The sequence below is a fragment of the Paracidovorax citrulli genome (genome assembly GCF_900100305.1).
GTDB classification, from domain to species: Bacteria; Pseudomonadota; Gammaproteobacteria; order Burkholderiales; family Burkholderiaceae_C; genus Paracidovorax; species Paracidovorax citrulli.
On record NZ_FNEY01000002.1, the window covers coordinates 1 to 24,302 of the forward strand.

General features: G+C 69.2%; 20 protein-coding genes and 1 pseudogene. 11 read left to right on the forward strand and 10 right to left on the reverse strand.

All coding sequences use genetic code 11. The annotated features are described in order from the left end of the window. Nucleotides 1-502: 502 nt before the first annotated feature. From BLR99_RS01305 to BLR99_RS01335, 7 genes and pseudogenes are all read right to left on the reverse strand, one after another. Nucleotides 503-1,675, reverse strand: coding sequence for a GGDEF domain-containing protein (locus BLR99_RS01305; RefSeq protein ID WP_074686686.1), 1,173 nt, complete (start codon nt 1,673-1,675; stop codon nt 503-505). Nucleotides 1,676-1,838: 163 nt separating this feature from the next. Beyond that, a pseudogene (locus tag BLR99_RS01310) lies at nt 1,839-2,111 on the reverse strand (LysR substrate-binding domain-containing protein); the annotation flags it as partial. Nucleotides 2,112-2,153: 42 nt separating this feature from the next. Further along, the gene (locus BLR99_RS01315; protein WP_011793909.1) at nt 2,154-3,434 is read right to left on the reverse strand and encodes a TRAP transporter large permease subunit; all 1,281 of its coding nucleotides are present in this window, start codon (nt 3,432-3,434) and stop codon (nt 2,154-2,156) included. A gap of 13 nt (nt 3,435-3,447) precedes the next feature. Beyond that, a complete protein-coding gene (locus BLR99_RS01320) occupies nt 3,448-4,068 on the reverse strand; it encodes a TRAP transporter small permease (protein WP_011793910.1) in 621 nt (206 codons plus the stop codon). A gap of 27 nt (nt 4,069-4,095) precedes the next feature. Continuing rightward, nucleotides 4,096-5,280: a fumarylacetoacetate hydrolase family protein gene (locus BLR99_RS01325; RefSeq protein ID WP_011793911.1), complete on the reverse strand. Its 1,185-nt coding sequence runs from the start codon at nt 5,278-5,280 to the stop codon at nt 4,096-4,098. Between the two features lie 18 nt (nt 5,281-5,298). After that, a complete protein-coding gene (locus BLR99_RS01330) occupies nt 5,299-7,080 on the reverse strand; it encodes an IlvD/Edd family dehydratase (RefSeq protein ID WP_011793912.1) in 1,782 nt (593 codons plus the stop codon). A gap of 11 nt (nt 7,081-7,091) precedes the next feature. Then, on the reverse strand, nt 7,092-8,108 hold the full coding sequence (locus tag BLR99_RS01335; protein WP_011793913.1) for a TRAP transporter substrate-binding protein: 1,017 nt from the start codon (nt 8,106-8,108) through the stop codon (nt 7,092-7,094). A gap of 122 nt (nt 8,109-8,230) precedes the next feature. Here BLR99_RS01335 and BLR99_RS01340 point away from each other — a divergent pair, with 122 nt between their 5' ends. Beyond that, entirely contained in the window at nt 8,231-9,190 is a 960-nt protein-coding gene (locus tag BLR99_RS01340; RefSeq protein ID WP_011793914.1) for a LysR substrate-binding domain-containing protein, read from the forward strand. An 18-nt stretch (nt 9,191-9,208) separates the two neighbouring features. On the opposite strand, the gene BLR99_RS01345 is transcribed toward BLR99_RS01340, so the two are convergent. After that, on the reverse strand, nt 9,209-10,111 hold the full coding sequence (locus BLR99_RS01345) for a LysR family transcriptional regulator (RefSeq protein WP_046060391.1): 903 nt from the start codon (nt 10,109-10,111) through the stop codon (nt 9,209-9,211). Between the two features lie 183 nt (nt 10,112-10,294). Between BLR99_RS01345 and BLR99_RS01350 the strand changes: the two genes are divergently transcribed. The 9 genes from BLR99_RS01350 (at nt 10,295) to BLR99_RS01390 (ending at nt 19,684) form a co-directional block, all read left to right on the forward strand. Further along, complete coding sequence (locus BLR99_RS01350; RefSeq protein ID WP_017438661.1) at nt 10,295-11,020, forward strand: pirin family protein; 726 nt, start codon at nt 10,295-10,297, stop codon at nt 11,018-11,020. A 66-nt stretch (nt 11,021-11,086) separates the two neighbouring features. After that, a complete protein-coding gene (locus BLR99_RS01355) occupies nt 11,087-11,764 on the forward strand; it encodes an isochorismatase family protein (protein ID WP_046060392.1) in 678 nt (225 codons plus the stop codon). A gap of 47 nt (nt 11,765-11,811) precedes the next feature. Then, complete coding sequence (locus BLR99_RS01360; protein ID WP_011793918.1) at nt 11,812-13,704, forward strand: amidohydrolase; 1,893 nt, start codon at nt 11,812-11,814, stop codon at nt 13,702-13,704. Nucleotides 13,705-13,714: 10 nt separating this feature from the next. Next, nucleotides 13,715-14,113, forward strand: coding sequence for a DoxX family protein (locus BLR99_RS01365; protein WP_011793919.1), 399 nt, complete (start codon nt 13,715-13,717; stop codon nt 14,111-14,113). After that, nucleotides 14,106-15,788: an MFS transporter gene (locus BLR99_RS01370; protein WP_011793920.1), complete on the forward strand. Its 1,683-nt coding sequence runs from the start codon at nt 14,106-14,108 to the stop codon at nt 15,786-15,788. The genes BLR99_RS01365 and BLR99_RS01370 overlap by 8 nt, the downstream gene beginning before the upstream one ends. 68 nt (nt 15,789-15,856) lie before the next feature. Continuing rightward, on the forward strand, nt 15,857-16,891 hold the full coding sequence (locus BLR99_RS01375) for a hypothetical protein (protein ID WP_183085773.1): 1,035 nt from the start codon (nt 15,857-15,859) through the stop codon (nt 16,889-16,891). A 3-nt stretch (nt 16,892-16,894) separates the two neighbouring features. Next, on the forward strand, nt 16,895-17,617 hold the full coding sequence (locus BLR99_RS01380) for a type II secretion system protein (protein ID WP_011793922.1): 723 nt from the start codon (nt 16,895-16,897) through the stop codon (nt 17,615-17,617). 319 nt (nt 17,618-17,936) lie between these two features. Next, nucleotides 17,937-19,034: an AAA family ATPase gene (locus BLR99_RS01385; protein WP_011793923.1), complete on the forward strand. Its 1,098-nt coding sequence runs from the start codon at nt 17,937-17,939 to the stop codon at nt 19,032-19,034. After that, entirely contained in the window at nt 19,031-19,684 is a 654-nt protein-coding gene (locus tag BLR99_RS01390; RefSeq protein ID WP_011793924.1) for a DUF4276 family protein, read from the forward strand. Before BLR99_RS01385 ends, BLR99_RS01390 begins: the two co-directional genes overlap by 4 nt. 37 nt (nt 19,685-19,721) lie before the next feature. Here BLR99_RS01390 and BLR99_RS01395 read toward each other — a convergent pair whose 3' ends face one another. Further along, the gene (locus tag BLR99_RS01395; RefSeq protein ID WP_041827778.1) at nt 19,722-21,797 is read right to left on the reverse strand and encodes a molybdopterin-containing oxidoreductase family protein; all 2,076 of its coding nucleotides are present in this window, start codon (nt 21,795-21,797) and stop codon (nt 19,722-19,724) included. Nucleotides 21,798-21,938: 141 nt separating this feature from the next. Here BLR99_RS01395 and BLR99_RS01400 point away from each other — a divergent pair, with 141 nt between their 5' ends. Beyond that, the gene (locus tag BLR99_RS01400) at nt 21,939-23,081 is read left to right on the forward strand and encodes an ABC transporter substrate-binding protein (RefSeq protein ID WP_011793926.1); all 1,143 of its coding nucleotides are present in this window, start codon (nt 21,939-21,941) and stop codon (nt 23,079-23,081) included. On the opposite strand, the gene argE is transcribed toward BLR99_RS01400, so the two are convergent. Then, nucleotides 23,078-24,238 (reverse strand): acetylornithine deacetylase, encoded by a 1,161-nt coding sequence (gene argE, locus BLR99_RS01405; protein ID WP_017439064.1) that lies wholly within the window; start codon nt 24,236-24,238, stop codon nt 23,078-23,080. The genes BLR99_RS01400 and argE overlap by 4 nt on opposite strands. Nucleotides 24,239-24,302 lie beyond the last annotated feature (64 nt).

The window sequence follows — 24,302 nt, forward strand, 5'->3', positions numbered from 1 at the left end:
TCACGCCGATCTCACGCGCCAGCTCGTCGGGCGTGGCGCTGTGCGGTGGCAGCAACCTGCCCACCGCTCTGTCTTTGAATGCTTGTCCGTATCGTGCCAACTGGCTTCTCGCTCTTCGCCCCCGGGGTGAAACACACGGCAGCGGGCCGGCGCCTGAAGGCACCTGCAAGGCTGTGCATTTGTGGACGATGCGCTGCGCGCACCGGCCCGCTTGCCGTGGACAACGCTTCGCGTTGCCCACCACGCAGACCTTCGACCACAACTACACAGCCTCCTACTACCTTCATGAACTCCGAACACCGGAGTCCTATCGAGGCGACAACTATTCTGACGCGGGGGGGGTCCTCATGGTTCGCTGGTGGTCGCGGACAAGCCGCCCGATAACAGCTTTGGATTCAAAATAGCCGCACGCTCGCTGTGCAGCATCTCGGCCTGAACGACGCCGCTGAAGCTGAAAGAAGCCGGTCTCGCGCCACAGCCGTTTCCATCAATCCAGCGCACATCAATGCAGCCGCCCTGCCGGATCCGACAAAACGACCTCCATCCGATCCCGCCCCTGGCGCTTCGACGCATACAGCGCTTCGTCCGCCCGCTTGAGCCAATGCGACAGCTCGGCGTCGGGCTGGTCGAACAAGGTCGCCCCGATGCTGAGGGACACGGGCTCCGGCGTCGCGAACATCGCGCTCGCCTGCTGGGCGAACGCCTCGCGCAGTTCCCGGCCCAGGGCCTGCGCGGCTGAAGGCGACGCGTCGCGCAGCAGGATCACGAACTCGTCCCCGCCCAGCCGGGCGGCCAGCGCGCCGATCGGCAGCGTGCTGCGGATCAGGTCGCTGAGCGTGATGAGCAGGCGGTCGCCGGCATCGTGGCCGTGCAGGTCGTTGACCTGCTTGAAATTGTCGATGTCCATCAGCAGCAGGGCGCCCGGGCTGGCCGGCGAGGCCTGCCGCAGCAGCGCCGGGGCGCGCAGGTAGAGCGCGCGGCGGTTGTCCAGGGCGGTGAGCGGGTCGCGGGCGGCGATCTGGGCCATGCGTTCCTCGCGGCGGTGGCGCTCGGTGCCGGTCATGGACATGGCGAGCAGCATGATCGCCATCACGCCTTCCACCAGCGAGACCTGGATGACCACGCCCCGGAAGCTGGCCAGGTGGATGGATGCGTCGAGCGCCACCGCCGAAGCGGCCTTTGCCAGGTAGAACAGGCCGTGCGCCCACAGGACGAAGCGCAGCTGTGCCGCGCCCACGCTCAAAGCGCCGCCGCCCTGCGGGCGCAGCAGCAGGCCGGCGCGCAAGGTGACGGCAGCGATGAGCAGCGACTGCACGCCCAGCATCGTCTTGGACCACCAGGGCCCCTCGGGCAGCCACAGCATCGCCAGCCACACGGCGGCCAGCAGCCACCGCCCGGCGCGCGGCAGCCGGGTACGCCTGAACGCGGCAACGCCGCCCAGGAACAGCGCGTGGGCAACGATCAGCAGGCCGTTGGAGAACCAGATGCCCACGAACAGGAAGCCGCTGGCGCGCAGCAGGGCGAGCGCGCTGCCGACGGCGATGACGGCGAACCCCGCGCTCCAAAGCAGCAGCGAACGCTCGCGCACGCTGCTCCATTCCGAAGCCAGGTACAGCGTGGAGGCGGTTGCCAGGGCGGCGGTGATGACGAGCAGGGTGAAGGGATCGAGAACCATGGACGACGGACAGGTGGAGGAGGTATCCGCACCGGCAGGCCGCGAAGTGCCGGGGCCGGTCTTGATCGGCGTGTTTCCCCAGAAAGTTGGAAACGCTCCATATTTATTATTTTTATCATTATCCAACAGAGTTCAAACCCCGTGCAGGCGACTGCCTTTGGGGCGGCTCTTCCACCGGCAACTCCACCAGCACGCCGGTTTCCAGCTCCACCCGCACGCAGGCGCGCGGCACGAAGCCGTGTCCCAGGCCGGCGGCCTGGGCGGCTATTTTTGCCTGCATGTTCGGCACGGTGATGCGCCGCTGGCCCGAGAGCAGGCCCACGGTGCGGTCGGTCAGTTGCCGCGCGCCGTCGCCCACCACGATGGCGGTGTGTTCCAGCAGGTCGGCGCGGGTGAGCGGGCGCTGCAGTTGCACCAGCGGATGGGTGGCGGCCAACCGGTTCCGGCAACGACTCCGGAAGGGCTTCGCGAGCCGATTTCAGCCGTAGAGCAGGCGCGCAGGCCAGATGACCAGCGCAGGAAACGCCACCATCAGGAACATCATCGCGAACTCCGCCAGCATGAACGGCCAGACGCCGCGGATCACATCGTCCATGCGGATGCGCGCCACGCCGGCCACGACGTTCAGCACCGTGCCCACCGGCGGCGTGACGAGGCCGATGGAGTTGTTGATGATGAACAGCACCCCGAAATAGATCGGGTCGATGCCGGCGGCCTTGACCACGGGCATGAGCACGGGCGTGAGGATCAGGATGGTGGGCGTCATGTCCATGGCGGTGCCGACGACGATCACCAGCAGCATGATCATCGCCATCAGCAGGATGGGGCTGCCGATGAAGGGCTCCAGCAGCGTGACGACCTTGCCCGGCAGGTCGGCCACGGTGATCAGCCAGGCCGACACCAGGGCCGCGGCCACGAGGAACATCACCACGCCGGTGGTGCGCGCGGCGGTGACGAAGACGCCGTAGATCTGCGAGGGCTTGAGTTCGCGGTAGATGACCACGGCGACGAAGAGCGAATACACCGCCGCCACGACGGCCGCCTCGGTGGGCGTGAAGACGCCGAAGCGCAGGCCCACCAGGATGATGAGCGGCAGCATCAGCGCCCAGCCGGCTTGGCGGAATGCGAGCCAGACCTCCTTGCGCGAGCGGCGCGGCGGCGGCACGATGTGTTCCCTGCGCACCAGCCACCACCACGTGGCCCAGAGGGCCCCGGCGATGAGGATGCCGGGGAAGATGCCGGCCAGGAAGAGCTTGCTGATCGAGAGGTTCGCCGCCACGCCGAAGATCACGAAGCCGATGGAGGGCGGGATGATGGGGCCGATCACGCCGGCCGCGGCGATCAGGCCGCCGGAGCGCGCCTTGTCGTGGCCTGCGGCCACCATCATCGGGACCAGCAGGGCCGAGAGCGCGGCCGCGTCGGCCACCGCCGAGCCCGAGAGCGCCGAGAGCACGCAGGCCGCGACGATGGCGACGTAGCCCAGCCCGCCGCGCACGTGGCCGACGAGGGTGAGCGCCAGATCGACGATGCGCCTGGAGAGGCCGCCGGTGTTCATGACCTCGCCGGCCAGCATGAAGAAGGGCACGGCCAGCAGCGGGAAGCTGTCGGCGCCGTTGATCAGGTTCTGCGCGAGGATCTGCGCGTCGAACATGTCGAGGTGCCACATGAGCGCCACGCCGCAGAGCAGCAGCGAGAACGCGATCGGGATGCCGATCGCCATGGCGCCCAGCAGCGAGAGGAGGAAGACGGCGATGGTCATGGTGCGGGGCTCCTCATCCGCGGGGCTGGCGCTGCGTGTCCGCGGCGTCCGGCCCGGGCGCGGCGCCGGCCTGGGTGGCCAGCCGGTCCTCTTCGGCCAGGCGCGCCTGCAGGGCGTGGAATTCCGCGGTCTCTTCCGAGTCCTTGACCATGACCAGCGCGTCGCCGCGCAGCTGGCCGCTCAGCACGCGCCAGAGGTCGTAGAGCAGGAACACCGCGGCCGATGCCGCGAACACCACGCCGACCAGGTAGAAGTACCCCATCGACCAGCCGGTGGTGGGCGCGGTGACGTCCATGTTCAGCCGGGTCTGTGCCCAGCTGCCCGAGAAGATCAGCCAGCAGACCCAGAGCATCAGCCCCTGGCCGGCGACCACGCAGGCCTTCTTGCCCGCGTCGGGCAGGCGGCTCACCAGCATGTCCACGCCCAGGTGGCCGTGGTGCCGCATGGCCACGATGGCGCCCAGGAAGGTGAGCCAGACGAAGAGCCAGCGCGAGACTTCCTCCGACACGGTGATGCCGGTGTTGAAGGCGTAGCGCAGCACGACGTTGCCGAACACCATCACCACCATCACCGCCAGGGCGCCGGCCATGAGGAAATCCAGCAACCGGCAATAGCGGTCCATCCAACGTTCCATGGTTGTGTCTCCTGATCGGCGTGCGCGTCAGAGGCTGCGGCCGTCCAGCAGGCCGCGCGCGGCCAGGTGGTTGATGAAGGCGCGCAGGCCGAACCGCCAGGGCGGCGCGGTCTCGCTGTGGGTGACGCGGTTGCAGAGGGCGCCCAGCCGGGCGCTGCGGATGGTGACCTCGTCGCCCAGTTGGTGGGTGAAGCCGGCGCCGGGTTCGCCGCGGTCCTCGATGGGCGCGAAGAGCGTGCCCAAAAACAGCATGAAGCCGTCCGGGTACTGGTGCGCGGCCAGGGTCTGCGCGACGATGTCCGCCGGGTCGCGGCTGATGCTGGCCATGGTGTTGATGCCGCGCATGGTGAAGCCGTCGGTGCCGCGCACTTCCAGGTGCACGGTTTCTCGGCGCACGTCGTCCATGCCGAAGCTGGCGTCGAAGAGCCGGATGAAGGGGCCGATGGCGCAGGAGGCGTTGTTGTCCTTGGCCTTGCCGAGCAGCAGGGCGCTGCGGCCCTCGATGTCGCGCAGGTTGACGTCGTTGCCGAGCGTGGCGCCCACGATGTCGCCGCGGCCGTTCACGGCCAGCACCACCTCGGGCTCGGGATTGTTCCAGGCCGAATCGGCGCGGATGCCGATCTCCTGGCCGGTGCCGACGGAGGCGAGCACGGGGGCCTTGGTGAACACTTCGGCATCGGGGCCGATACCGACTTCCAGGTACTGGGACCAGAGGCCCTGCTGCTGCAACAGGGCCTTCAGCGCCATCGCCTTGTCGGAGCCGGGGCGGATGTCCGCGAGGTTCTCGCCGATCAGCGCCTGCACCTTGCCGCGCAGTTCCTGGGCGCGCGATGCGTCGCCGCGCGCCTGTTCCTCGATCACGCGCTCGACCATGCTGGCGGCGAAGGTCACGCCGGCGGCCTTGACCACCTGCAGGTCGCAGGGCGCGAGCAGGAAGGGCCGGGCGGTGTCGCGGGCGCCGAGGCGGCTGTTGCCCAGCAGTTCTTCCACCGCGCACAGGCGCTCGCCGGCAGCCTGGCGCGCGGCCTCGGCGGGCCGGTCGGCGTCGAGCAGGGTGCTCATGGTGGGGAAGGCGCGGCTGATGTCGAACACGCCTTCGGGGCGCAGCGCCACCACCGCGGGGCCGGCCGGCGGGCCGGGTGTCCAGGCCCGGGCCACCAGCGTGCCGGCCAGTCCGTCGTCGGGCAGCAGGCCCGTGCGTTCGTCGTTCATGGTTCTCGTCCTCGGGCGTCAGTGGTTGTGGCGGGGTGTCTGCTCGGCGATGCGGCGGAACTGCAGCGCGAAATCCAGCGTGGCGCCGTCGGCGAGCTGGCCGGTTTTCTCGCGGTAGAGCGCTTCCCAGGGCGAGCGGCTCGCAGGCACGGGCGGCGGCGGCAGTTCGCGGCGGCGGCGGGCGATCTCATCGTCGGGCACCAGCGCGTTGCAGTGGCCGCGCTGCAGGTCGATCAGGATCAGGTCGCCGGTCTGCAGCCAGGCGAGGCCCCCGCCCGCCGCGCTCTCGGGCGAGGCGTTGAGGATGGAGGGGCTGTCGGCGGTGCCGGATTGCCGGCCGTCGCCCAGCGTGGGCAGCGCCCGGATGCCGCGCCGGATCAGCGCATCGGGCGGCTGCATGTTGACCACCTCGGCCGAGCCGGGCCAGCCCAGCGGGCCGGCGCCGCGCATCACCAGGATGCAGTCCTCGTCGATGCCGAGGGCAGGGTCGTTGATGCGCGCGTGGTAGTCCTCGGCGCCGTCGAAAACGATGGCCCGGGCCGTGAACACGTCTTCATGGCCCGGCCGGCAGAGGTAGCGCGCGCGGAAGGCCTCGGAGATCACCGAGGTTTTCATGATGCCGAAATCGAACAGGTTGCCCGAGAGCACCAGGAAGCCGGCCTTGTCCATCAGCGGGTCGGCGAAGGTGCGGATCACCTCGCGGTCCGTCGCTTCGCGGCCCTGCAGGTTCTCGGCGATGCTGCGGCCCGTGACGCTGGCGCAGTCGCCGTGCAGCCGGCCGGCCTGCAGCAGCTCCCACATCACCGCGGGCACGCCGCCGGCACGGAAGAAGCGCTCGCCCAGGTATTTGCCGGCGGGCTGCATGTTGACCAGCAGGGGCAGGCCGTAGGCATGGTCGGTCCAGTCGCGCGGGTGCAGTTCGACGCCGGCATGGCGCGCCATGGCCTGGATGTGCACCTGCGCGTTGCTGGAGCCGCCCGCGCAGCTGACCACCGCCAGCGCGTTGAGGAAGCTCTCGCGGGTGAGCACGCGCGAGGGGCGCAGGTCTTCGTGCGCCATCTCGACGATGCGCCGGCCGGTGGCATAGGCCATCTGGCCGCGCTCGCGGTAGGGCGCGGGGATGGCGGCGCAGCCGGGCAGCGACAGGCCCAGGGCCTCGGCCACCGCGTTCATGGTGGAGGCCGTGCCCATGGTGTTGCAGTGGCCGGCCGAGGGCGCGCTGTCGCAGGCGCGCTGCAGGAATTCTTCCTCGTCGATCTCGCCGGCCGCCAGCATGCGGCGGCTGCGCCAGATGACGGTGCCCGAGCCGACCAGTTCGCCCTCGTGCCAGCCATCGAGCATCGGCCCGCCCGAGAGCACGATGGCGGGGATATCGACGGTGGAAGCGGCCATGATGCCGGCCGGCGTGGTCTTGTCGCAGCCGGTGGTCAGCACCACGGCGTCGATGGGGTAGCCGTAGAGGATCTCGACCAGGCCCAGGTAGGCGAGGTTGCGGTCCAGCGCGGCGGAGGGGCGGCGGCAGTTCTCGAAGATCGGGTGGACGGGGAATTCGATCGGGATGCCGCCCGCATCGCGGATGCCGTCGCGCACGCGGCGGGCCAGTTCGAGGTGGATGCGGTTGCAGGGGGAAAGATCGCTGCCGGTCTGGGCGATGCCGATGATGGGCCGGCCCGAGCGCAGCTCCTCGGGCGTGAGCCCGTAGTTCATGAAGCGCTCGAGGTAGAGCGCGGTCATGTCGGAGCGCGCCGGGTCGGCGAACCAGTCGCGCGAGCGGAAGCGGCGGCCTTCGGGTGGGGTCATGTCGTTTTCGGTTACTTGCGGCGGGCCTTTTCCAGCTCGGCCATCATTTCGCGGGTGGTGTCCTCGCCGAATTCCTTGCTGTACCTGGCGACCACGGGCTGCAGCTTGTCGCGCAGCTGGGCCTGCTCCGCGGCGGGCAGTTCGGTCACCTGCATGCCGAGCTTCTTCAGCTCGCCGAGCGCCTTGGCTTCCAGCGCGCGGATGGCCTTGCGCTCGAACGCGGTGGCTTCGTTGGCGGCCTCCTGCACGATCTTCTGCTCCTCGGGGGAGAGGGTGTCCCAGGTCTTTTTCGACATCAGCAGCACCCAGGTGCTGTAGATGTGGCGCGACAGGACCAGGTGCTTCTGCACCTCGTAGAACTTGCTGGTCAGGATGGTCGCGGTCGGGTTCTCCTGGCCATCCACCGCCTTCTGTTCCATGGCCGAGTACAGCTCGGTGAAGGGCATGGGCGTGGCGTTGGCGCCGAGCGCGTTGAAGCTGTCGATGAACAGCTGGTTCTGGATCACGCGGACCTTCAGGCCGGCGAAGTCTTCGGCCTTCTGGATGGGGCGGCGCGAGTTGGTGGTCTGGCGGAAGCCGTTCTCCCAGTAGCCGAGGCCGACCAGGCCCTTCTCGGGCAGCCTGGCGAGCAGCTTCCTGCCGAAGGCGCTGTCGAGCACGGCGTCGGCTTCCTCGCTGGTATTGAAGGTGAGCGGCAGGTTCAGCACGCCGAAGTCCTTGACCACCGGCACCAGGGTGGAGCTGTCGGGCACCGTCATCTCCAGGGTGCCGCCGCGCAGTGCGGAGATCATGGTGACATCGTTGCCCAGCGTGCCGTTGGCGAAGAGCCTGGCGCGCATCTTGCCGCCGCTTTTGGCCGCGAGGACCTCGTCGAAGTGCCGCGACGCGTGGGCCTGCGGATGGTCGTCGCTGATGCCGGTGCCGATCTTGAAGGTGCGCTCGCGCACCTGCGCCGCGGCGGGCGCGGCCAGCACGGCAGCCAGGGCGGTGGCCAGCGCGAACGTCTTGAAAGCTGCGTGGAATTGCATGATGTCGTGTCTCCTGCGGATGTTCCTGGGTGTCGCGGGGGTGCAGACTAGGGGGCGGTGCCCGTGGCGTCCAATCAGTGTTTTTCCACGGGGCATTCCTTCCAGTTATCGGTCCCCCCAAAATGCCGGGCAAACCCTTATCCATCGCCACCGCCTGCAGCCGCCTGCGCTCGCGGCACCTGCAGTTCCTGGACATCCTGGGGAGGACGCGCAACCTGCGGCTCACGGCCGAGCAGATGCACGTGACGCAGCCGGCCGCCACCAAGATCCTGCTGGACCTGGAGGAGATCTTCGATGCGCGGCTGTTCGAGCGGCTGCCGCGCGAGATGCGCCCCACCGAGCTGGGCCTGTTCGCGCTGGGCTATGCCGCCTCCGCGCTGGCGGGCCAGGCGAAGTTCGTGGACGAATTCAATGCGCTCAAGCAGGGCGGGCACGGGCAACTGTCCATCGGCGCCATCTCCGGCTCGGCCGCGCGGCTGCTCACCACGGCCATCGCCGAGATGCAGCGGCGCCGGCCGCTGCTGGTGCTGAAGGTGCGCGAGCAGAGCAGCGACCAGCTCATCGCCTGGCTGGGCGAGCGCAGGATCGACCTGATGATCGGCCGCTTCACCGACGAGGCGCAGCAGGCGGATTTCCAGTACGAGCGCCTGTCCGGCGAGACGCTGCAGGTGGTGGGCGGGCCGCACCATCCGCTGCGCGGCATCCAGGGCCTGGAGGTGGGCCGCCTCGCGCACTGGCCCTGGCTGCTGTACCCGGAATCGACGGCGCTGCGCAAGGTGTCCGACGACATCTTCCGGGCCATCGGCATGACGCCGACCTCGGGCGTGATGGAGACGCAGTCCTTCCTGTTCGCGCTGGAATCGCTGCGCATCACCGACATGCTCTCGCTGCAGCCGAGCGCGCTGGCCGACCGGTACATCGCCAAGGGCCTGCTCGCCCCCATCCACGTGGACGTGCCCCGGGCGATGCCCGACTACGGCATGCTGGTGCGCCAGGGCGAGACACCGACGCCGGCGGCGCAGGCGTTCATGGAGGTGCTGCGGGATGTGGCGGGCGGGAAGGTGGTGGCGGCCCGGCGGTAGGCGCCAGCGGGTCCCCGGTCAGTACGGCAGGATCCCCGGCAACAACTGCCGGTCCAGCCGCTGCCGCCACCACTTGAGCGCCTCTCCCATGTGGTCGGGCCGCCAGGCCAGGAAGAAGGGCTCGTCCGGGCGCGGCGCTTCCACTTCCAGTTCCACCAGGATGCCGGTTTCCAGTTCCGTGCGCACGCAGGCGCGGGGCACGAAGCCATGGCCCAGGCCCGCGGCCTGCGCGGCGATCTTGGCGTGCATGTGCGGCACGATGATGCGGCGCTGGCCCGACAGCAGGCCGATGGTGCGGTCGTTCGACGATCGTGCGCCGTCGCCCACCACCACGGCCGTGTGCTCCAGCAGGTCGCCGCGCGTGAGCGGGCGCCTGAGCTGGGCCAGGGGGTGCGTGGCCGTCACGCAGAACACGAACTGCAGCGTGCCCACCGGCACGGCCTTGTAGCCGCCGCCAGCGGGGCCTTCGCCGGCGGCCACCACGATGTCGGCGCGCCCCTCGCGCAGGGCTTCCCAGGTGCCGGTCATCACGTCGCAGCCGATGCGCAGCCGCGTGCCGCAGTTCAGGTCCTCGAAGGCGCAGATGTCCTGGTTGAAGGCATGCGTGGGGATCAGTGAATCGTGCACCAGCCGCACTTCGGATTCGAAGCCCGTGGCGATCTGCCGCATGCGCGATTCCAGCTGCCTGGCGCCGGCCAGCAGCCAGCGGCCCTCCTTGATCATTTCCTGCCCCGCGGGGGTGAGCGTCACGCGCGGGCCGTTGCGGGTGAACAGGGCAAAGCCCAGCTGCTCTTCCAGCCGGGCGATGGCGTACGAGATGGTGGACGGCACCTTGTGCAGCCGTTCGGACGCCCCGGCGAACGAGCCGTGCCGGGCGATGGCGTCCACCAGTTCGATGGCTTCCAGGGAGAGTTTCAGCATGGTCGGGATGGTTTGATCTGGATCATCGAAATTATCGATGATGGAAGGCCAAACCTTTCAACCTGGCGCGCATCGAGGCGCCGGATACTTTCTTCACCGCAGCACTGAAAGCCCAGGGAAAAACCGGGGAAGGCTCTCCGGGGCGCAGTGTGAATTCCATCGAATGAAGAAAGGACCGAAACCATGATCGACATCCGCAAAGCCCAACACCGCGGCACCGCCAACCATGGCTGGCTGCACTCCCGCCACACGTTCTCGTTCGGCCACTACCGCGATGCGAACCAGCAGGGTTTCTCCGACCTGCTCGTGATCAACGACGACCGCGTGGCGCCTTCGAAGGGCTTCGGCACCCATGGCCACCGCGACATGGAAATCTTCTCCTATGTGCTCGACGGCGCGCTGGAGCACAAGGATTCGATGGGCACGGGCTCGGTGATCCGCCCCGGCGACGTGCAGATGATGAGCGCCGGCAGCGGCGTGCAGCACAGCGAGTTCAACCATTCGCCCGAAGAGCCCGTGCACTTCCTGCAGATCTGGATCGTGCCGAACAAGGTCGGTGTCCAGCCGCGCTACCAGCAGGTGCACTTCACCGAAGCCGACAAGCGCGGCCGGCTGCGCCAGATCATCTCGCCGGAGGGCACGAACGGATCGCTGGCCGTGCACCAGGACGCCCGGGTCTATGCCGGCCTGTTCGACGGGGACGAGTCTGCCGACCTGGCCGTGGGCGCCAACCGCAACGTCTATGTGCATGTGGCCCGCGGCAGCGTCGAGGTGAACGGCGAGCGGCTGGACGAAGGCGACGGCGCCCGCATCCGCAACGCCGGCGACCTGCATTTCGCCAAGGGCGAGGACGCCGAGGTGCTGGTGTTCGACCTGCGGCCCAACGAGCTGCCCACGATGCCCCATTGAAGGGCGCGTCAGGTTCTTCCGTTCTTTCGTTGATTCCGTCATCCACATACGTTCCAGGAGCTTCCCATGCAAAACGCCAACGCTTCCACCGCCCGTCCCGTCGCCGTCGCCCGTCCCGGGGCCCGCCTGCTCAACCCGCAGGACCACACGCTGATCATGATCGACTTCCAGTCGCAGATGGCCTTCGCCACGCACTCGATCGATCCGGTGCAGCTGCGCTCGAACGCCGCGCTGGTGGCGTCGGCCGCCGCCGGCTTCGGCGCCTCGACCATCCTGACCACGGTGGCGGAAAAGAGCTTCTCGGGCCCCATGTTCGACGAAGTGACCGCGCCGTTCCCCGGCCAGGCCCTGCTGGACCGCACGTCCATGAACACCTGGGAAGACGAGGCCGTGATCCGCCGCGTGAACGAGATCGGCAAGCCGCGCATCGTGCTGGCCGGCCTGTGGACCAGCGTGTGCATCGTGGGCCCGGCGCTGTCGGCGCTGGACCAGGGCTTTGAGGTGTTCGTGATCGCCGATGCCTGCGGCGACATCTCGGTGGAAGCCCACAACCGCGCCATGGAGCGCATGGTGCAGGCCGGCGCGCAGCCCATCACCGCGCTGCAGTACCTGCTGGAGATGCAGCGCGACTGGGCGCGCGGCGAGACGTACGACATGACGACGGGCATCGCGAAGAAGTTCGGCGGCGGCTACGGCCTGGGGATCACTTACGCCAAGACCATGTTCAACGCCCACGAAGGCTGAAAAAAAGGCGCTCTGCCATCGTCAAACCCCTTGAAGGCCTGAACACCATGACCACACCCGCCACCACTGCCGACCTGATCCTGCGCAACGGCCGCTTCACCACGCTGGACCGCGCCAATCCCACGGCGAGCGCCGTCGCCATCGCGCAGGGGCGCTTCACCCGGGTGGGTGGCGACCGCGAAGTCATGGCGCTGGCCGGGCCGCAGACGCGGGTGATCGACCTGGGCGGGCGCAGCGTGCTGCCGGGGCTGATCGACAACCACCTGCACATCATCCGCGGCGGGCTGAACTTCAACATGGAGCTGCGCTGGGACGGGGTGAAGAGCCTGGCCGATGCGATGGCGATGCTCAAGCGCCAGGTGGACGTGACGCCCGCGCCGCAGTGGGTGCGGGTGGTGGGCGGCTTCACCGAGCACCAGTTCGTGGAAAAGCGCCTGCCCACGCTGGCGGAGCTGAACGCCGTGGCGCCGGACACGCCGGTGTTCATCCTGCACCTGTACGACCGCGCGCTGCTCAACGGCGCCGCGCTGCGGGCCGTGGGCTACGGCCGCGACACGCCCGCGCCGCCCGGCGGCGAGATCGTGCGCGACAGCGCGGGCAACCCCACGGGCCTGCTGCTGGCCAAGCCCAATGCGGCCATCCTGTACGCCACGCTGGCCAAGGGCCCGAAGCTGCCGCACGAATACCAGGTGAACTCCACGCGCCACTTCATGCGCGAGCTCAACCGCCTGGGCGTGACCGGCGCGATCGACGCGGGCGGCGGCATGCAGAACTACCCCGACGACTACCAGGTGATCCAGGAACTGGCCGACGCCGGCCAGCTCACGATCCGCCTGGCCTACAACCTGTTCACGCAAAAGCCCAAGGAAGAGAAGGCCGACTTCCTGCACTGGACGGCCACCTCGCAGTACAAGCAGGGCACGGATTACTTCCGCCACAACGGCGCGGGCGAGATGCTGGTGTTCTCGGCCGCGGACTTCGAGGATTTCCGGCAGCCGCGCCCCGAGCTGGCGCCGGAGATGGAAGGCGAGCTGGAGGAGGTGGTGCGCATCCTGGCGCAGAACCGCTGGCCCTGGCGCATGCACGCCACCTACGACGAGACCATCGACCGCGCGCTCGGCGTGTTCGAGAAGGTGAACCGGGACACGCCGCTGGCCGGCCTGAACTGGTTCTTCGACCACGCCGAGACCATCTCGGAAAAATCCATCGACCGCATCGCGGCCCTGGGCGGCGGCGTGGCCGTGCAGCACCGCATGGCCTACCAGGGCGAGTATTTCATGGAGCGCTACGGCGCCGCCGCGGCAGAGGCCACGCCGCCCGTCAAGCGCATGCTGGAGAAGGGCGTTCAAGTCTCCGCCGGCACCGACGCCACCCGCGTCGCGAGCTACAACCCCTGGGTGTCGCTGTCGTGGCTGGTGACCGGCAGGACGGTGGGCGGCCTGCAGATCACGCCGCAGCGCAACTGCCTCACCCGTGACCAGGCGCTGCGCATGTGGACCGAGAACGTCACCTGGTTCAGCAACGAGCAGGGCAGGAAGGGCCGCATCCAGGAGGGCCAGCTGGCCGACCTGGTCGTGCCCGACCGCGACTTCTTCGCCTGCGCCGAATCCGAGATCGCCGACACCACGGCCCTGCTCACGATGGTGGCTGGCAAGGTGGTCTATGGCGCGGGCGATTTCGCCCGCTTCGACGAAGGCGCGCCGCCGCCGGCCATGCCCGACTGGTCGCCCGTGCGCACCTTCCGCGGCTATGGCGCGTGGGGCGTTCAGGAGGGTGCGCCGCTGCAGGCGGTGATGCGCAACGCGGCGGCGAGCTGCGGCTGCGCCAGCCAGTGCAACCTGCACGGCCACGCGCATGCCACGGCCTGGAGCAGCCGGCTGCCCGTGTCCGACCTGAAGGGCTTCTGGGGCGCGCTGGGCTGCGCCTGCTGGGCGGTGTGACGTGGACGGGATGCTGCATGCCGCGGCCGCCGCCTCCTGGGTGCAGCCGCTGGCCCTGCTGTGCCTGTGCGCGGCCTACCTGCAGGGTGGATGGGACAAGGTCCGCGACTTCCGCGGCGCGGTGGCCGAAATGCGCCGCTTCGGCCTGGCGCCTGCCGGGCCCATCGCCCTGGCCACCATCGCGCTGCAGTTCGGCGCACCGGCCCTGATCCTTTCGGGCTGGTACCGCTGGGCGGGGGCGCTGGCCCTCGCGGGCTTCACCGCCGCCGCGGCTTTTCTGGCGGACCGTTTCTGGACGCAGGCGCCGCCCGAGCGGCAGCGCAGCGCCAACGCATTCTTCGAACATTGGGGCCTGGTGGGCGGCATGCTGCTCGTCGCCTGGCACGACCTGGGAGCTTATCGTGGCTGATCACAACAACCATCCCCCGACCAAGGCACCCGGCAGCTTCGCGCCGCTCGCCATTCCCGTCTTCGCCGTGCTGTGGGCCGCCACGGTGCTGGGCAACATCGGCAGCTTCATGCGCGACGTGGCCAGCGCCTGGATGGTGACGGAGCTGTCCTCCAGCCCCGCGGCCGTGGCGCTGATCCAGACGGCGGCCACGCTGCCCGTCTTCCTGCTGGCGATTCCCGCGGGCGTGCTGTCGGACATCCTGGACCGCCGCCGCTTCCTGATCGGCGTGCAGGTGCTGCTGGGCGCCGTCAGCGGCACGCTGCTGGTGCTGGCCCACACGCAGGCGCTGACGGTGGAGTGGCTGGTGGCGCTCACCTTCGTGGGCGGCATCGGCGCCGCGCTGATGGGCCCGACCTGGCAGTCCATCGTGCCCGAGCTGGTGCCGCGCAGCGAGCTCAAGAGCGCCGTGGCGCTGAATTCGCTGGGCATCAACATCGCCCGCGCCATCGGGCCGGCCGCCGGCGGCCTGCTGCTGGCGAGCTTCGGCGCCGCGGCCGCCTACGGGCTCGACGTGCTGAGCTATGTGTTCGTGATCGCCGCGCTGCTGTGGTGGAAGCGCCCGCAGGCCGAGGCCTCGGCGCTGAACGAGCAGTTCTTCGGCGCCTTCCGGGCCGGCGTGCGCTATGCCCGCGCCAGCCGCGAACTGCACGTGGTGCTGCTGCGCGCGGCGGTGTTCTTCCTGTTCGCCAGTTCGGTCTGGGCGCTGCTGCCGCTGGTGGCGCGCCGCATGCTGGGCGGCACGGCCGGCTTCTACGGCGTGATGCTGGGCGCCGTGGGCGCGGGCGCCATCCTGGGCGCGGTGCTGCTGCCGCGGCTGCGCAGGCGCCTGGACACCGACGGGCTGGTGCTGCTGGCCTCGGCCGTCACGGCGGTGGTGATGGGCGTGCTGGCCCTGGCGCCACCGCAGTGGGCCGCCGTGGCGCTGATGCTGGCGCTGGGCCTGGGCTGGATCATCGCGCTGACCACGCTCAACGGCGTGGCCCAGGCGGTGCTGCCCAACTGGGTGCGCGGCCGCGGGCTGGCCATCTACCTGATGGTGTTCAACGGCGCCATGGCGCTGGGCAGCCTGGGCTGGGGCCTGGTGGCCGGCCAGCTGGGCCTGCCGGCCACGCTGCTGGCCGGGGCGGGCGGGCTGGTGGCCGTGTCGCTGGTCTTCCACCGCGTCAAGCTGCCCACGGGCGAAGCCGACCTGCAGCCGTCCAACCACTGGCCCGAGCCGCTGCTGGCCGAGCCCGTGGCGCACGACCGCGGCCCGGTGATGGTGCAGGTCGAGTACCGGGTGCGGCGGCACGACCTGCCTGCCTTCCTGCAGGCCATGCGGCACGTGGCCCGCGAGCGCCGCCGCGACGGTGCCTATGCCTGGGGCGTGGCCGAGCACACGGGGGAGCCGGGGCGGGTGATCGAATGGTTCCTGGTCGAGTCCTGGGCGGAGCACCTGCGGCAGCACCGGCGCGTCTCGCGTGCCGATGCCGACCAGCAGGCCGAGGCACGGCGCTTCCACATCGGCCCGGAGGCCCCGGTGGTGCACCACTTCCTGGCGCTGGATCCGCGCGATCCCGCAGCCTCCGTGCCGCGGGACCCGGACCCGGACGGGCATGGCCACGGCCATGCCGGCAGCGGCGGGGTGGACTGATCCGTCTTGGGCAGGGGCTGGACCTTTTCTTGCTTGGGGTGACCCGGCCGTCCGGAGGGGCTGCGGATGTGTCGTCATTTGGTAACGACATAATCCGCCCCCCGAAAACTGGGCTTGCCGGGGCGGCGCTTCACGACGAGGACTGCACCGGCGGCCGCCAGGTCGGTTTCCTGCCCTGGCGCACCCTGGGCGTTCCCGATGCGCGCGCGGGCACGCTGATGTACGGCGCCTACCGCGCGCCCGACACCGACCAGCCCTGGCGCGACATGGACCTGGCGCAGTCCAAAGACCGCCTGCGCCCCTCGTTCACCGTGGGCCTGCCGCCCGTGCTGCCCGCGACGCCGCTGGCGCTCAACCCGGCCAACGCGAACCTGCTGGACTTCTGCTATGCCATGACCCTGGCCTCCAACGCACCCGCGAACGCATCGGCCCTGGGTGTGATCGATGCCAATGCAGGCGCCGCGCGCCGCGCGGTCGCCTTCACGGTCGCCGCGCCCGGGCTGCTGGACGCCGACGGCGACGGCAACCCCTTCGACGGCCGCCAGGCCGGCGCGTCGAATACCTCGCCCACCTTCGACGCCGCCAACCGCCCGGTCTCCGGCGGTTACGACGACCGGGTGCTGGCCGTGCCCTTCAACGCGCTGTTCGCGCAGATGCAGTGCGGCCAGGCGCTCTCGGCGGTCAGCCATTCCCATGTCAATGCGGCGACGGCCGCCGCCTCCATGCAGCAGGCGATGGTCGATTACCAGCGCCAGCTGGAGATCGCCGCGCTGCTCGCGGGCGCCGGCGTGGCCTCCGCCACGGCCGGGGTGCTCAGCGCCTCGGCGGGGCTGTCTTCCGCCGTGGCAGGCTCGGCCAACGCGGTGGCATTCACCATCCTCACCTATGGCTCGGCCGCGGGCGTGATGGCGCCGGCGGTCGCCTCCGTGGTCTCCAACACCGCCGCCGTCGTGGCCTCGGCCGCCACGCTGGCCAAGTCCGTGCTGGCCAAGCAGGAGGCCGACCGCCGCGTCACAGAGGTGGCGCCCCTGGTCACCGACAGCGCCGCGCAGGCCACCGCCATCGACGCCGACGCCCGCACCGCCGACAACCTGGGTTTCTGACACATGTGCCTTTTCCCCATCCACCGCCCGGGCTCCCGCCGCCGCGCTGCCGCGCAACGCGGCTTCAGCATGCTGGAACTGTCCATCGCGCTGGTCGTCATCGGCCTGATCATCGGCGCCGTGGCCGTGGGCCGCGACCTGCAGCGCAACGCCAGCTACCAGCGCATCTCCTCCAGCTTCGTGCAGGGCTGGCTGATGGCCTACGACGCCTACGTCACGGGCACCGGCATCGTGCCCGGCGACTCGGCCACGGCCCCCACGGGCCTGGTCAACGGCAACACCACGGAGCTGTGCGGCAACGACCTGCTCAACGTGTTCCTGGCCGCCGGCATCCGCCTGCCGCAGGGCCGCGCCGAAGGGCAGGCCAGCCGCTACGCCTACCTGGACTCCAATGGCAACCCGCAGGAGGTGGAGGTGTGCTTCCAGAACGTGGCCTGGGCCGAGCCCGGGACGACGGTCGGCACCTATGTCTCGCGCCCGCGCAACGTGATGGTGCTCAAGCGCATCACCCCGGCGCTGGCCTCCCTGCTGGACGCGCAGATCGACGGCAGCGCGGACGCCCGCTTCGGCCGCATGCGGGAGAATTCCCAGGCCGCCCTGGTGGCCGTGACCACCGGCGTGCCCTGGAGCGTGGACGAACGCATGGCCTTCGGCAGCACCACGGCCACCACGCTCGACGAAAGCCAGGTGGCGGTGGTGACGGGCTGGGTGGTGATGAACCGCTGATCGTCAGCCCAGGCCCAGCCAGCCGTGCAAGGCGCGGCAAAATGGCACTGCATGCAGCGCAACGCATGTGGCGCATGCCTGCTCCTTCCCGGAATGTGAATAAACTGCCTTCCCTGTCCACTTGGCAGTGGAGGGCCGTGCCCTTGGGGCGTCTTGTGATACCGGGCGTGTAGCGCGGCCTTGCCGAGAGCACACTGGATTGTCGGCAGGAAAAGAGGGCATGCCCCTCGTTAACGGATGGCCCGCTGGCAGCAGATGTCCTGCGGTGCCTGTCCGTCGGGCGAGTGCAATCTGCCCAGAACCATGGAGTTTCCTGATAGTGAAAAACGTCACCAACCCGAACCAGCTGTCCCGGCTGGTTTTGAAGGGCTACAAGTCGATCGCTGAATGCGATTTGCCCCTGGGTTCCATCAACGTGCTCATAGGCGCCAATGGAGCGGGGAAGTCGAATTTCATCGGGTTCTTCAAGCTCATCGGCCGCATCCTGGATGAGCAGCTTCAGGTCTGTGTGGGCGACATGGGCGGACCGGACGCGATGCTCCACTATGGGCGGAAGAAAACCGAGACTTTGAGTGCGGAGCTGTATTTCGGCAATAACGGCTACCGCTTTCGTCTCAAGCCGACGCAGGACAATCGGATGATGTTCGCTCGCGAGGCCCTGTGGTGGAACATACATGGTGATTGGCAATCGACCTCCGGCCATTTCGAGACCCGGTTCAAGAACCGGGAAGGGAAAGGGGGTATATGGGATTACACGGTCCCGGCGATGCGCAGCTGGCGTGTCTACCATTTTCACGACACGAGCACCTCGGCGATGGTCAAGCAGGTGCACGGCGTCGGCGACTACGAATACCTGAGAGAAGACGCCCGGAATCTCGCGGCTTTTCTCAAGCAGCTCAAGGACCACCACGCCAGCCATTACCAGCGCATCGTCAAGTCCATTCAGATGGTGGCGCCGTTCTTCGGTGATTTCCTGTTTCGCCCCTACGCTGGCAATCCAGAAAGGATCCAGCTCGAATGGACCGAGGTCGGCCAGGATGTGCCTTTTACCGCCAGCGCCTTGTCGGATGGAACACTGCGCTTCATTTGCCTCGCTGCCGTGCTGCTGCAGCCTGAAGAGTGCATGCCCGCAACCATCCTGATCGACGAACCCGAATTGGGTCTGCATCCTTTCGCCATCACGATGCTGGGGGCGATGATGAAGTCCACCGCGCAGCAACACCAGATCATCGTTTCCACCCAGTCGGTGGAATTGGTCAATGAGTTCGATCCCGAGGATCTGATCGTGGTGGACAAGAAAGGGGGCGCATCCACCTTTGCGCGTCCCGATGCCGACTCGCTGGCTGAATGGCTTCAGGAATACACCCTGGGTGAGCTGTGGAAGAAAAACATCCTCGGAGGGAGGCCTCAGCGATGAGCCGCATCTATGTGCTGGTGGAGGGGCAGACCGAGGAAGCTTTTGTCCGCGAATTGCTGGTACCGCACTATGCCCGGCTCGGCCGCTTCCTGACGCCCATCATCGTCAGTACCAGCCCGGGGCACAAGGGAGGGGTGGTGAGCTACGCCAAGGTCAAGCCCCAGATTGTCCGGCTGTGCAGGCAGGACGAAGAGGCGCATGTCACGACGATGTTCGATCTGTACGCCCTGCCCACGGATTTTCCCGGCAAGGCCGCTGCAGCCTATCCGGCGCACGCCAGCGGTGCGGCAAAAGCGCTCTACCTGGAAAGCCTGCTGTCGCAGGACATACGCCAGCCCAACTTTCTGCCTTATCTGATGGTGCATGAGTACGAGGCCCTGCTGCTCTCCTGTCCCGAGCAGTTCGCGGAGTGGACGAGCGATGGCACGGTGCCTTCCACGTTGGTCAGGGCTGTGGCAGATGCCGGGGCGCCCGAGGACGTGAATGGTGGCCCACATACGGCCCCATCCAAGCGCATCCTGGCTGTCATGCCGGAGTACCAGAAGACCTTTCATGGACCGCTGATCGCATGCGACATCGGGTTGGACGCCATGAGGGCGGCCTGCCCTCATTTCCACGCCTGGCTGCAGGCCGTCGAGGTGCTTCCTTGAGCCCTTGAGCGTTCCGGTGGACGAGCAGGGCCTGTCGTCAGTCCCCCTGGGCCTGTACTTCCACCGCGCAGTCATAGAACGTCGGCGCCGCCCCCAGGTCCGTCAGCGCCTGCCCCGTCACCTCGTTCACGTTCGTGCCCTGCAGGCCGAACTTGCGCCACCAGATGCCCAGGCCGTGCACCACGCCCGCGCGCGCGCGGCCGTTGAGCGCCACGCGGCAGGCATAGCTGCCGCGGTCGTTGAACACGCGCACGGTGCTGCCGTCGGCGATGCCGCGCGCGGCGGCGTCCTCGGGGTGCATCTCCAGCAGCGGCTCGGTCTCGATGTTGCGCAGGCTCGTGACGTTCACGAAGGTGGAGTTCAGGAAGTTGCGCGCCGGCGGCGAGATCATCGCCAGCGGATAGCGGCCGCCAGGCTGCGCGGGCTCGTGGTTGGGCAGGTAGTCCGGCAGCGGGTCCAGCCCCTGCGCGGCCAGCCGCTCGCTGTGGAACTCGCAGCGGCCCGAGGGCGTCGGGAAGCCGCCTTCCGCGAATGGCGCATCGGGAATCGCCAGCGTGGCGAAGCCCGTGTCCAGCAATTGCTGGAAGTCCACATGGTGGCCATAGGCCTGCCGGCAGAGGTCCTCGTCGCTGTCGGCGAAGCAGGGCTCCGTGAAGCCCATGCGCGCGGCCAGTTCGCGGAACACCTGGGTGTTGGGCCTGGACTGGCCGAGCGGCGCCACGGCCGGCCGGTTCAGCAGCACGTCGGTGTGGCCGTAGGCCACGTGCACGTCCCAGTGCTCCAGCTGCGTGGTGGCGGGCAGCACGTAGTCCGCGTAATCGGCCGTGTCGGTCTGGAAATGCTCCAGCACCACGGTGAACAGGTCGTCCCGCGCGAAGCCGCGCACCACCTTGGCCGATTCCGGCGCCACGGCCACCGGATTGCTGTTGTAGACGACCACGGCCTCGACGCGCGGTCCGAACCCGGGCGAGGCGGCGCGCAGCAGGTCGTCGCCGATGGTGGACATGTTGATGGTGCGCGGCCGCACGCCCGCGGGGATCAGGTCGGGGCGGTGCAGCACGGGCCGCTGCACGGGGAACTGCCCCGAGCTGGAGAGCAGCAGCCCGCCCGCCCGGTGCCGCCAGGCGCCCACGAGCGCGGGCAGGCAGGCCACGGCGCGCGTGGCATTGCCGCCGCCGCGCGCACGCTGCATGCCGTAGTTGAGGCGGATGGCCGCGGGCTTCGTGGTGCCGTAGTCGCGCGCCAGCTGGCGGATCTGCTCCACCGGCAGGCCGCAGACCGCCGCGGCGCGCTCAGGGGACCAGGCGAGCGCCCGCTCGCGCAGGCCTTCCCAGCCCACCGTGTGGCGCGCGATGTAGTCGTGGTCCAGCCAGTCGTGCACGATCAACTCGTGCATCATCGCCAGTGCCAGGGCCGCATCGGTGCCGGGCAGCAGTTGCAGGTGCTCGTGGCACTTGTCGGCCGTCTCGGTCCTGCGCGGGTCGATGCACACCAGCCGGGCGCCCGCGCGCTTGGCCTGCTGCGCATAGCGCCAGAAGTGCAGGTTGCTGCCGATCGAATTGCTGCCCCAGATGAGGATCAGCTGCGACCCGGCGAAATGCTCCACCTTCATGCCCACCTTGCCGCCCAGCGTCTGGTTCAGCCCTTCGCCGCCCGCGGCCGCGCAGATGGTGCGCCCCAGCAGCGAGGCGCCCAGGCGGTGGAAGAACCGCCGGTCCATGCTCTCGCCCTGCACCAGCCCCATGGTGCCGGCATAGCTGTAGGGCAGGATGGCCTGCGGATCGCGCGCGGCGATCGCGGACAGGCGCGCCGCGATGTCCGCCAGCGCCTCGTCCCAGCCCACCGGCTCGAACTGCCCGCTGCCCTTGGGGCCCGTGCGCCGCAGCGGCGTGAGGATGCGGTCCGGATGGTTCGTGCGCTCGGCGTAGCGCGACACCTTGGCGCAGAGCACGCCGTCGGTGTGCCCGTGCGCCGGATTGCCCTGCACCCGCACGGCCACGCCGTTCTCCACGGTGGTGACCAGCGCGCAGGTGTCGGGGCAGTCGTGGGGGCAGGCGCCGCGCACCTGCAGGGGGGCGGCGGACGGCTCGGGAATGTGCAAAATGGTTTCCATCGTGGGCATCGGGCGGGACGGAGCGATACACTGCGCCCGCAGTCGGACTGGACAGGCGGGGTGCGGTCTTTCCAGGGTTTCAACAACATCGGGGCCGGATCTGCCGCAAGCCGGCTGTCGAGCCCCAAGAGAGATTTCACCATGAAGCAGGCAGAACTGGGGCGCAGGCGGTTTTCCATCGGTCTGGGGGTGGCCGCGGCCGCGGGGTTCGGGCTGGCGCGCGCGCAGCCCGAAGGGCCCATCGTGCTCGGCCAGTCGGCGCCGCTCTCCGGGCCGTCCGCCCAGCTGGGCGTGCAGTTCCACGCGGGCGCGAAGCTGTATTTCGACGCGCTCAACGCACAGGGCGGCATCGGCCGGCGGCCGGTGGAACTGCGCACCCTGGACGACGGCTACGAGCCCGACCGGTGCGCGGCCAACACCCGCAAGTTCATCGAGCAGGACGTGCTGGCCCTCTTCGGCTACGTGGGCACGCCCACCAGCCTCGCGGCGCTGCCGCTGTTCAACCAGGCCAGGGTGCCTTTCTTCGCGCCCTTCACCGGGGCGGAAGCGCTGCGCCAGCCATTCAACCGCCTGATCTTCCACGTCCGGGCTTCCTACCACGACGAGACGGCCGTGATCGTGCGGCAGCTCACCCACCTGGGGCTGCGCAGGATCGCCGTGCTCTACCAGGACGACGCCTACGGCAAGGCGGGGCTCGACGGTGTCACCGCCGCCCTGGCGCAGGACCAGCTCAAGCCGCACGCCACGGCGACCGTGCCCCGCAACTCGGTGGACGTGGCACCGGCCGTCGCGAAGCTCGTGGCCGCCCGCCCGGAGTCCATCGTGCTGGTCACCACCTACGCGGCCAGCGCCGCCTTCGTGCGCGCGGCGCGCAAGGCGGGCTATGGCGGCACCTTCTACAACCTCTCCTTCGTGGGCACGCAGGCCCTGGCCGACGCGCTGGGCCGGGACGGCGCCGGCGTCGTCGTCTCGCAGGTGATGCCCTCGCCCTACCAGACCACGCGGCAGATCGCCCGGGAGTTCCAGGATGCGATCAGGAAGGGCGGCAACAAGGTGCAGGCCAACTACTCGAGCATGGAAGGCTACGTGGCCGCGCGGGTGTTCGCCGAGGGACTGCGCCAGGGCGGCGGCAAGCCCACGCGCGAATCGCTCGTCGCCGGCCTGGAGGCCATCGGCACCACGACGGTCTCGGGCTATCCGATCAGCTTCAGCGGCAGCAGCCACGCGGGCTCGCGCTTCGTCGAGATGTCGATGCTGACCGGCGACGGACGGGTGAAGGTCTAGCCCTCGAGTGCGCGCGTCTGCGCCAGGCCGCGCATGAAGGCCTCGCAGCGGGCCAGTTGCTCCAGGCTCACGTATTCATCGGGCTGGTGGGCCTGCCGGATGCTGCCCGGGCCGCAGACCACGGTGGAGATGCCGGCATTCTTGAAGAGGCCGGCTTCGGTGCCGAAGGCGACGAGCGTGGTGCCGGCCTCGCCCGCGAGGCGCTGGGCCAGGCGCGTGACGGGAGCCTCGGCGCTGCCGAGGAAGCTCGGGATCTCGCAGATGGTGTCGAAAGTGATGCCCGCCTGCGGCGCCACCGCCTGCATCGCGGGCTCCAGCGAGCGCGCATAGGCCACCACCTCGGCCTGCATGCGGGCCGCGTCGGCCGTGGGCAGGTCGCGGAACTCGTAGCGGAACTCCGCGTCGCGCGGCACCACGTTGTCGGCGATGCCGCCGTGGAACTGGCCCACGCTGGCGGTGGAAAACGGCACGTCGAAGCCGTCCCAGCGCGGCTCCTCGCGCTCGAAGCCCTCGGCCATGTCGCGCACGCGACCCACCACGCGCGCGGCCATCTCGATCGCGTTCACCGAATGCGGCGTGAGCGAGGAGTGCGCTTCCTTGCCGCGCACGCAGCAGCGGTAGCGGTACACCCCCTTGTGCGCGATGGCCGGCACCATGTCGGTGGGTTCGCCCACGATGCAGGCCAGCGGCCGCACGCCGGCCTCGCGCATGTCGGCGATGAGTTCGCGCGCGCCGAAGCAGCCTACTTCCTCGTCGTAGCTGAAGGCATAGTGGATGGCGAAGGGCGCGTCGCTTTCCAGGAACTGGCGCGCCTGCGACAGCGCGATGGCGATGAAGGCCTTCATGTCGGCGCTGCCCCGGCCGTGGAGCCGGCCGCCTTGCACCGTGGCCGAGAGCGGGTCCATGCTCCAGTCCTGGCCGTCCCAGGGCACGGTGTCGGTGTGGCCCGAGAGGATGATGCCCGCGGGCTTGCCCTCGCCCAGGGTGGCGAACAGATTGGCCTTGGTCTTGCTTGCGTCGTAGGTCAGCCGGCACTTCACGCCGAGGCGATCCAGTTCCGTGCGGATGAAATCGATGAGCTCCAGGTTGGAGCGGTGGCTCACGGTATTCATGCGCACCAGGGCCTGGGCGAGCGAGAGGGCGTGTTCGGACAGCATCGTGGGGTGGAATAACCCTGTCTGGTGCGCGTGCGGAGGCAGGGCTAGACTCTCTGGACCAAGG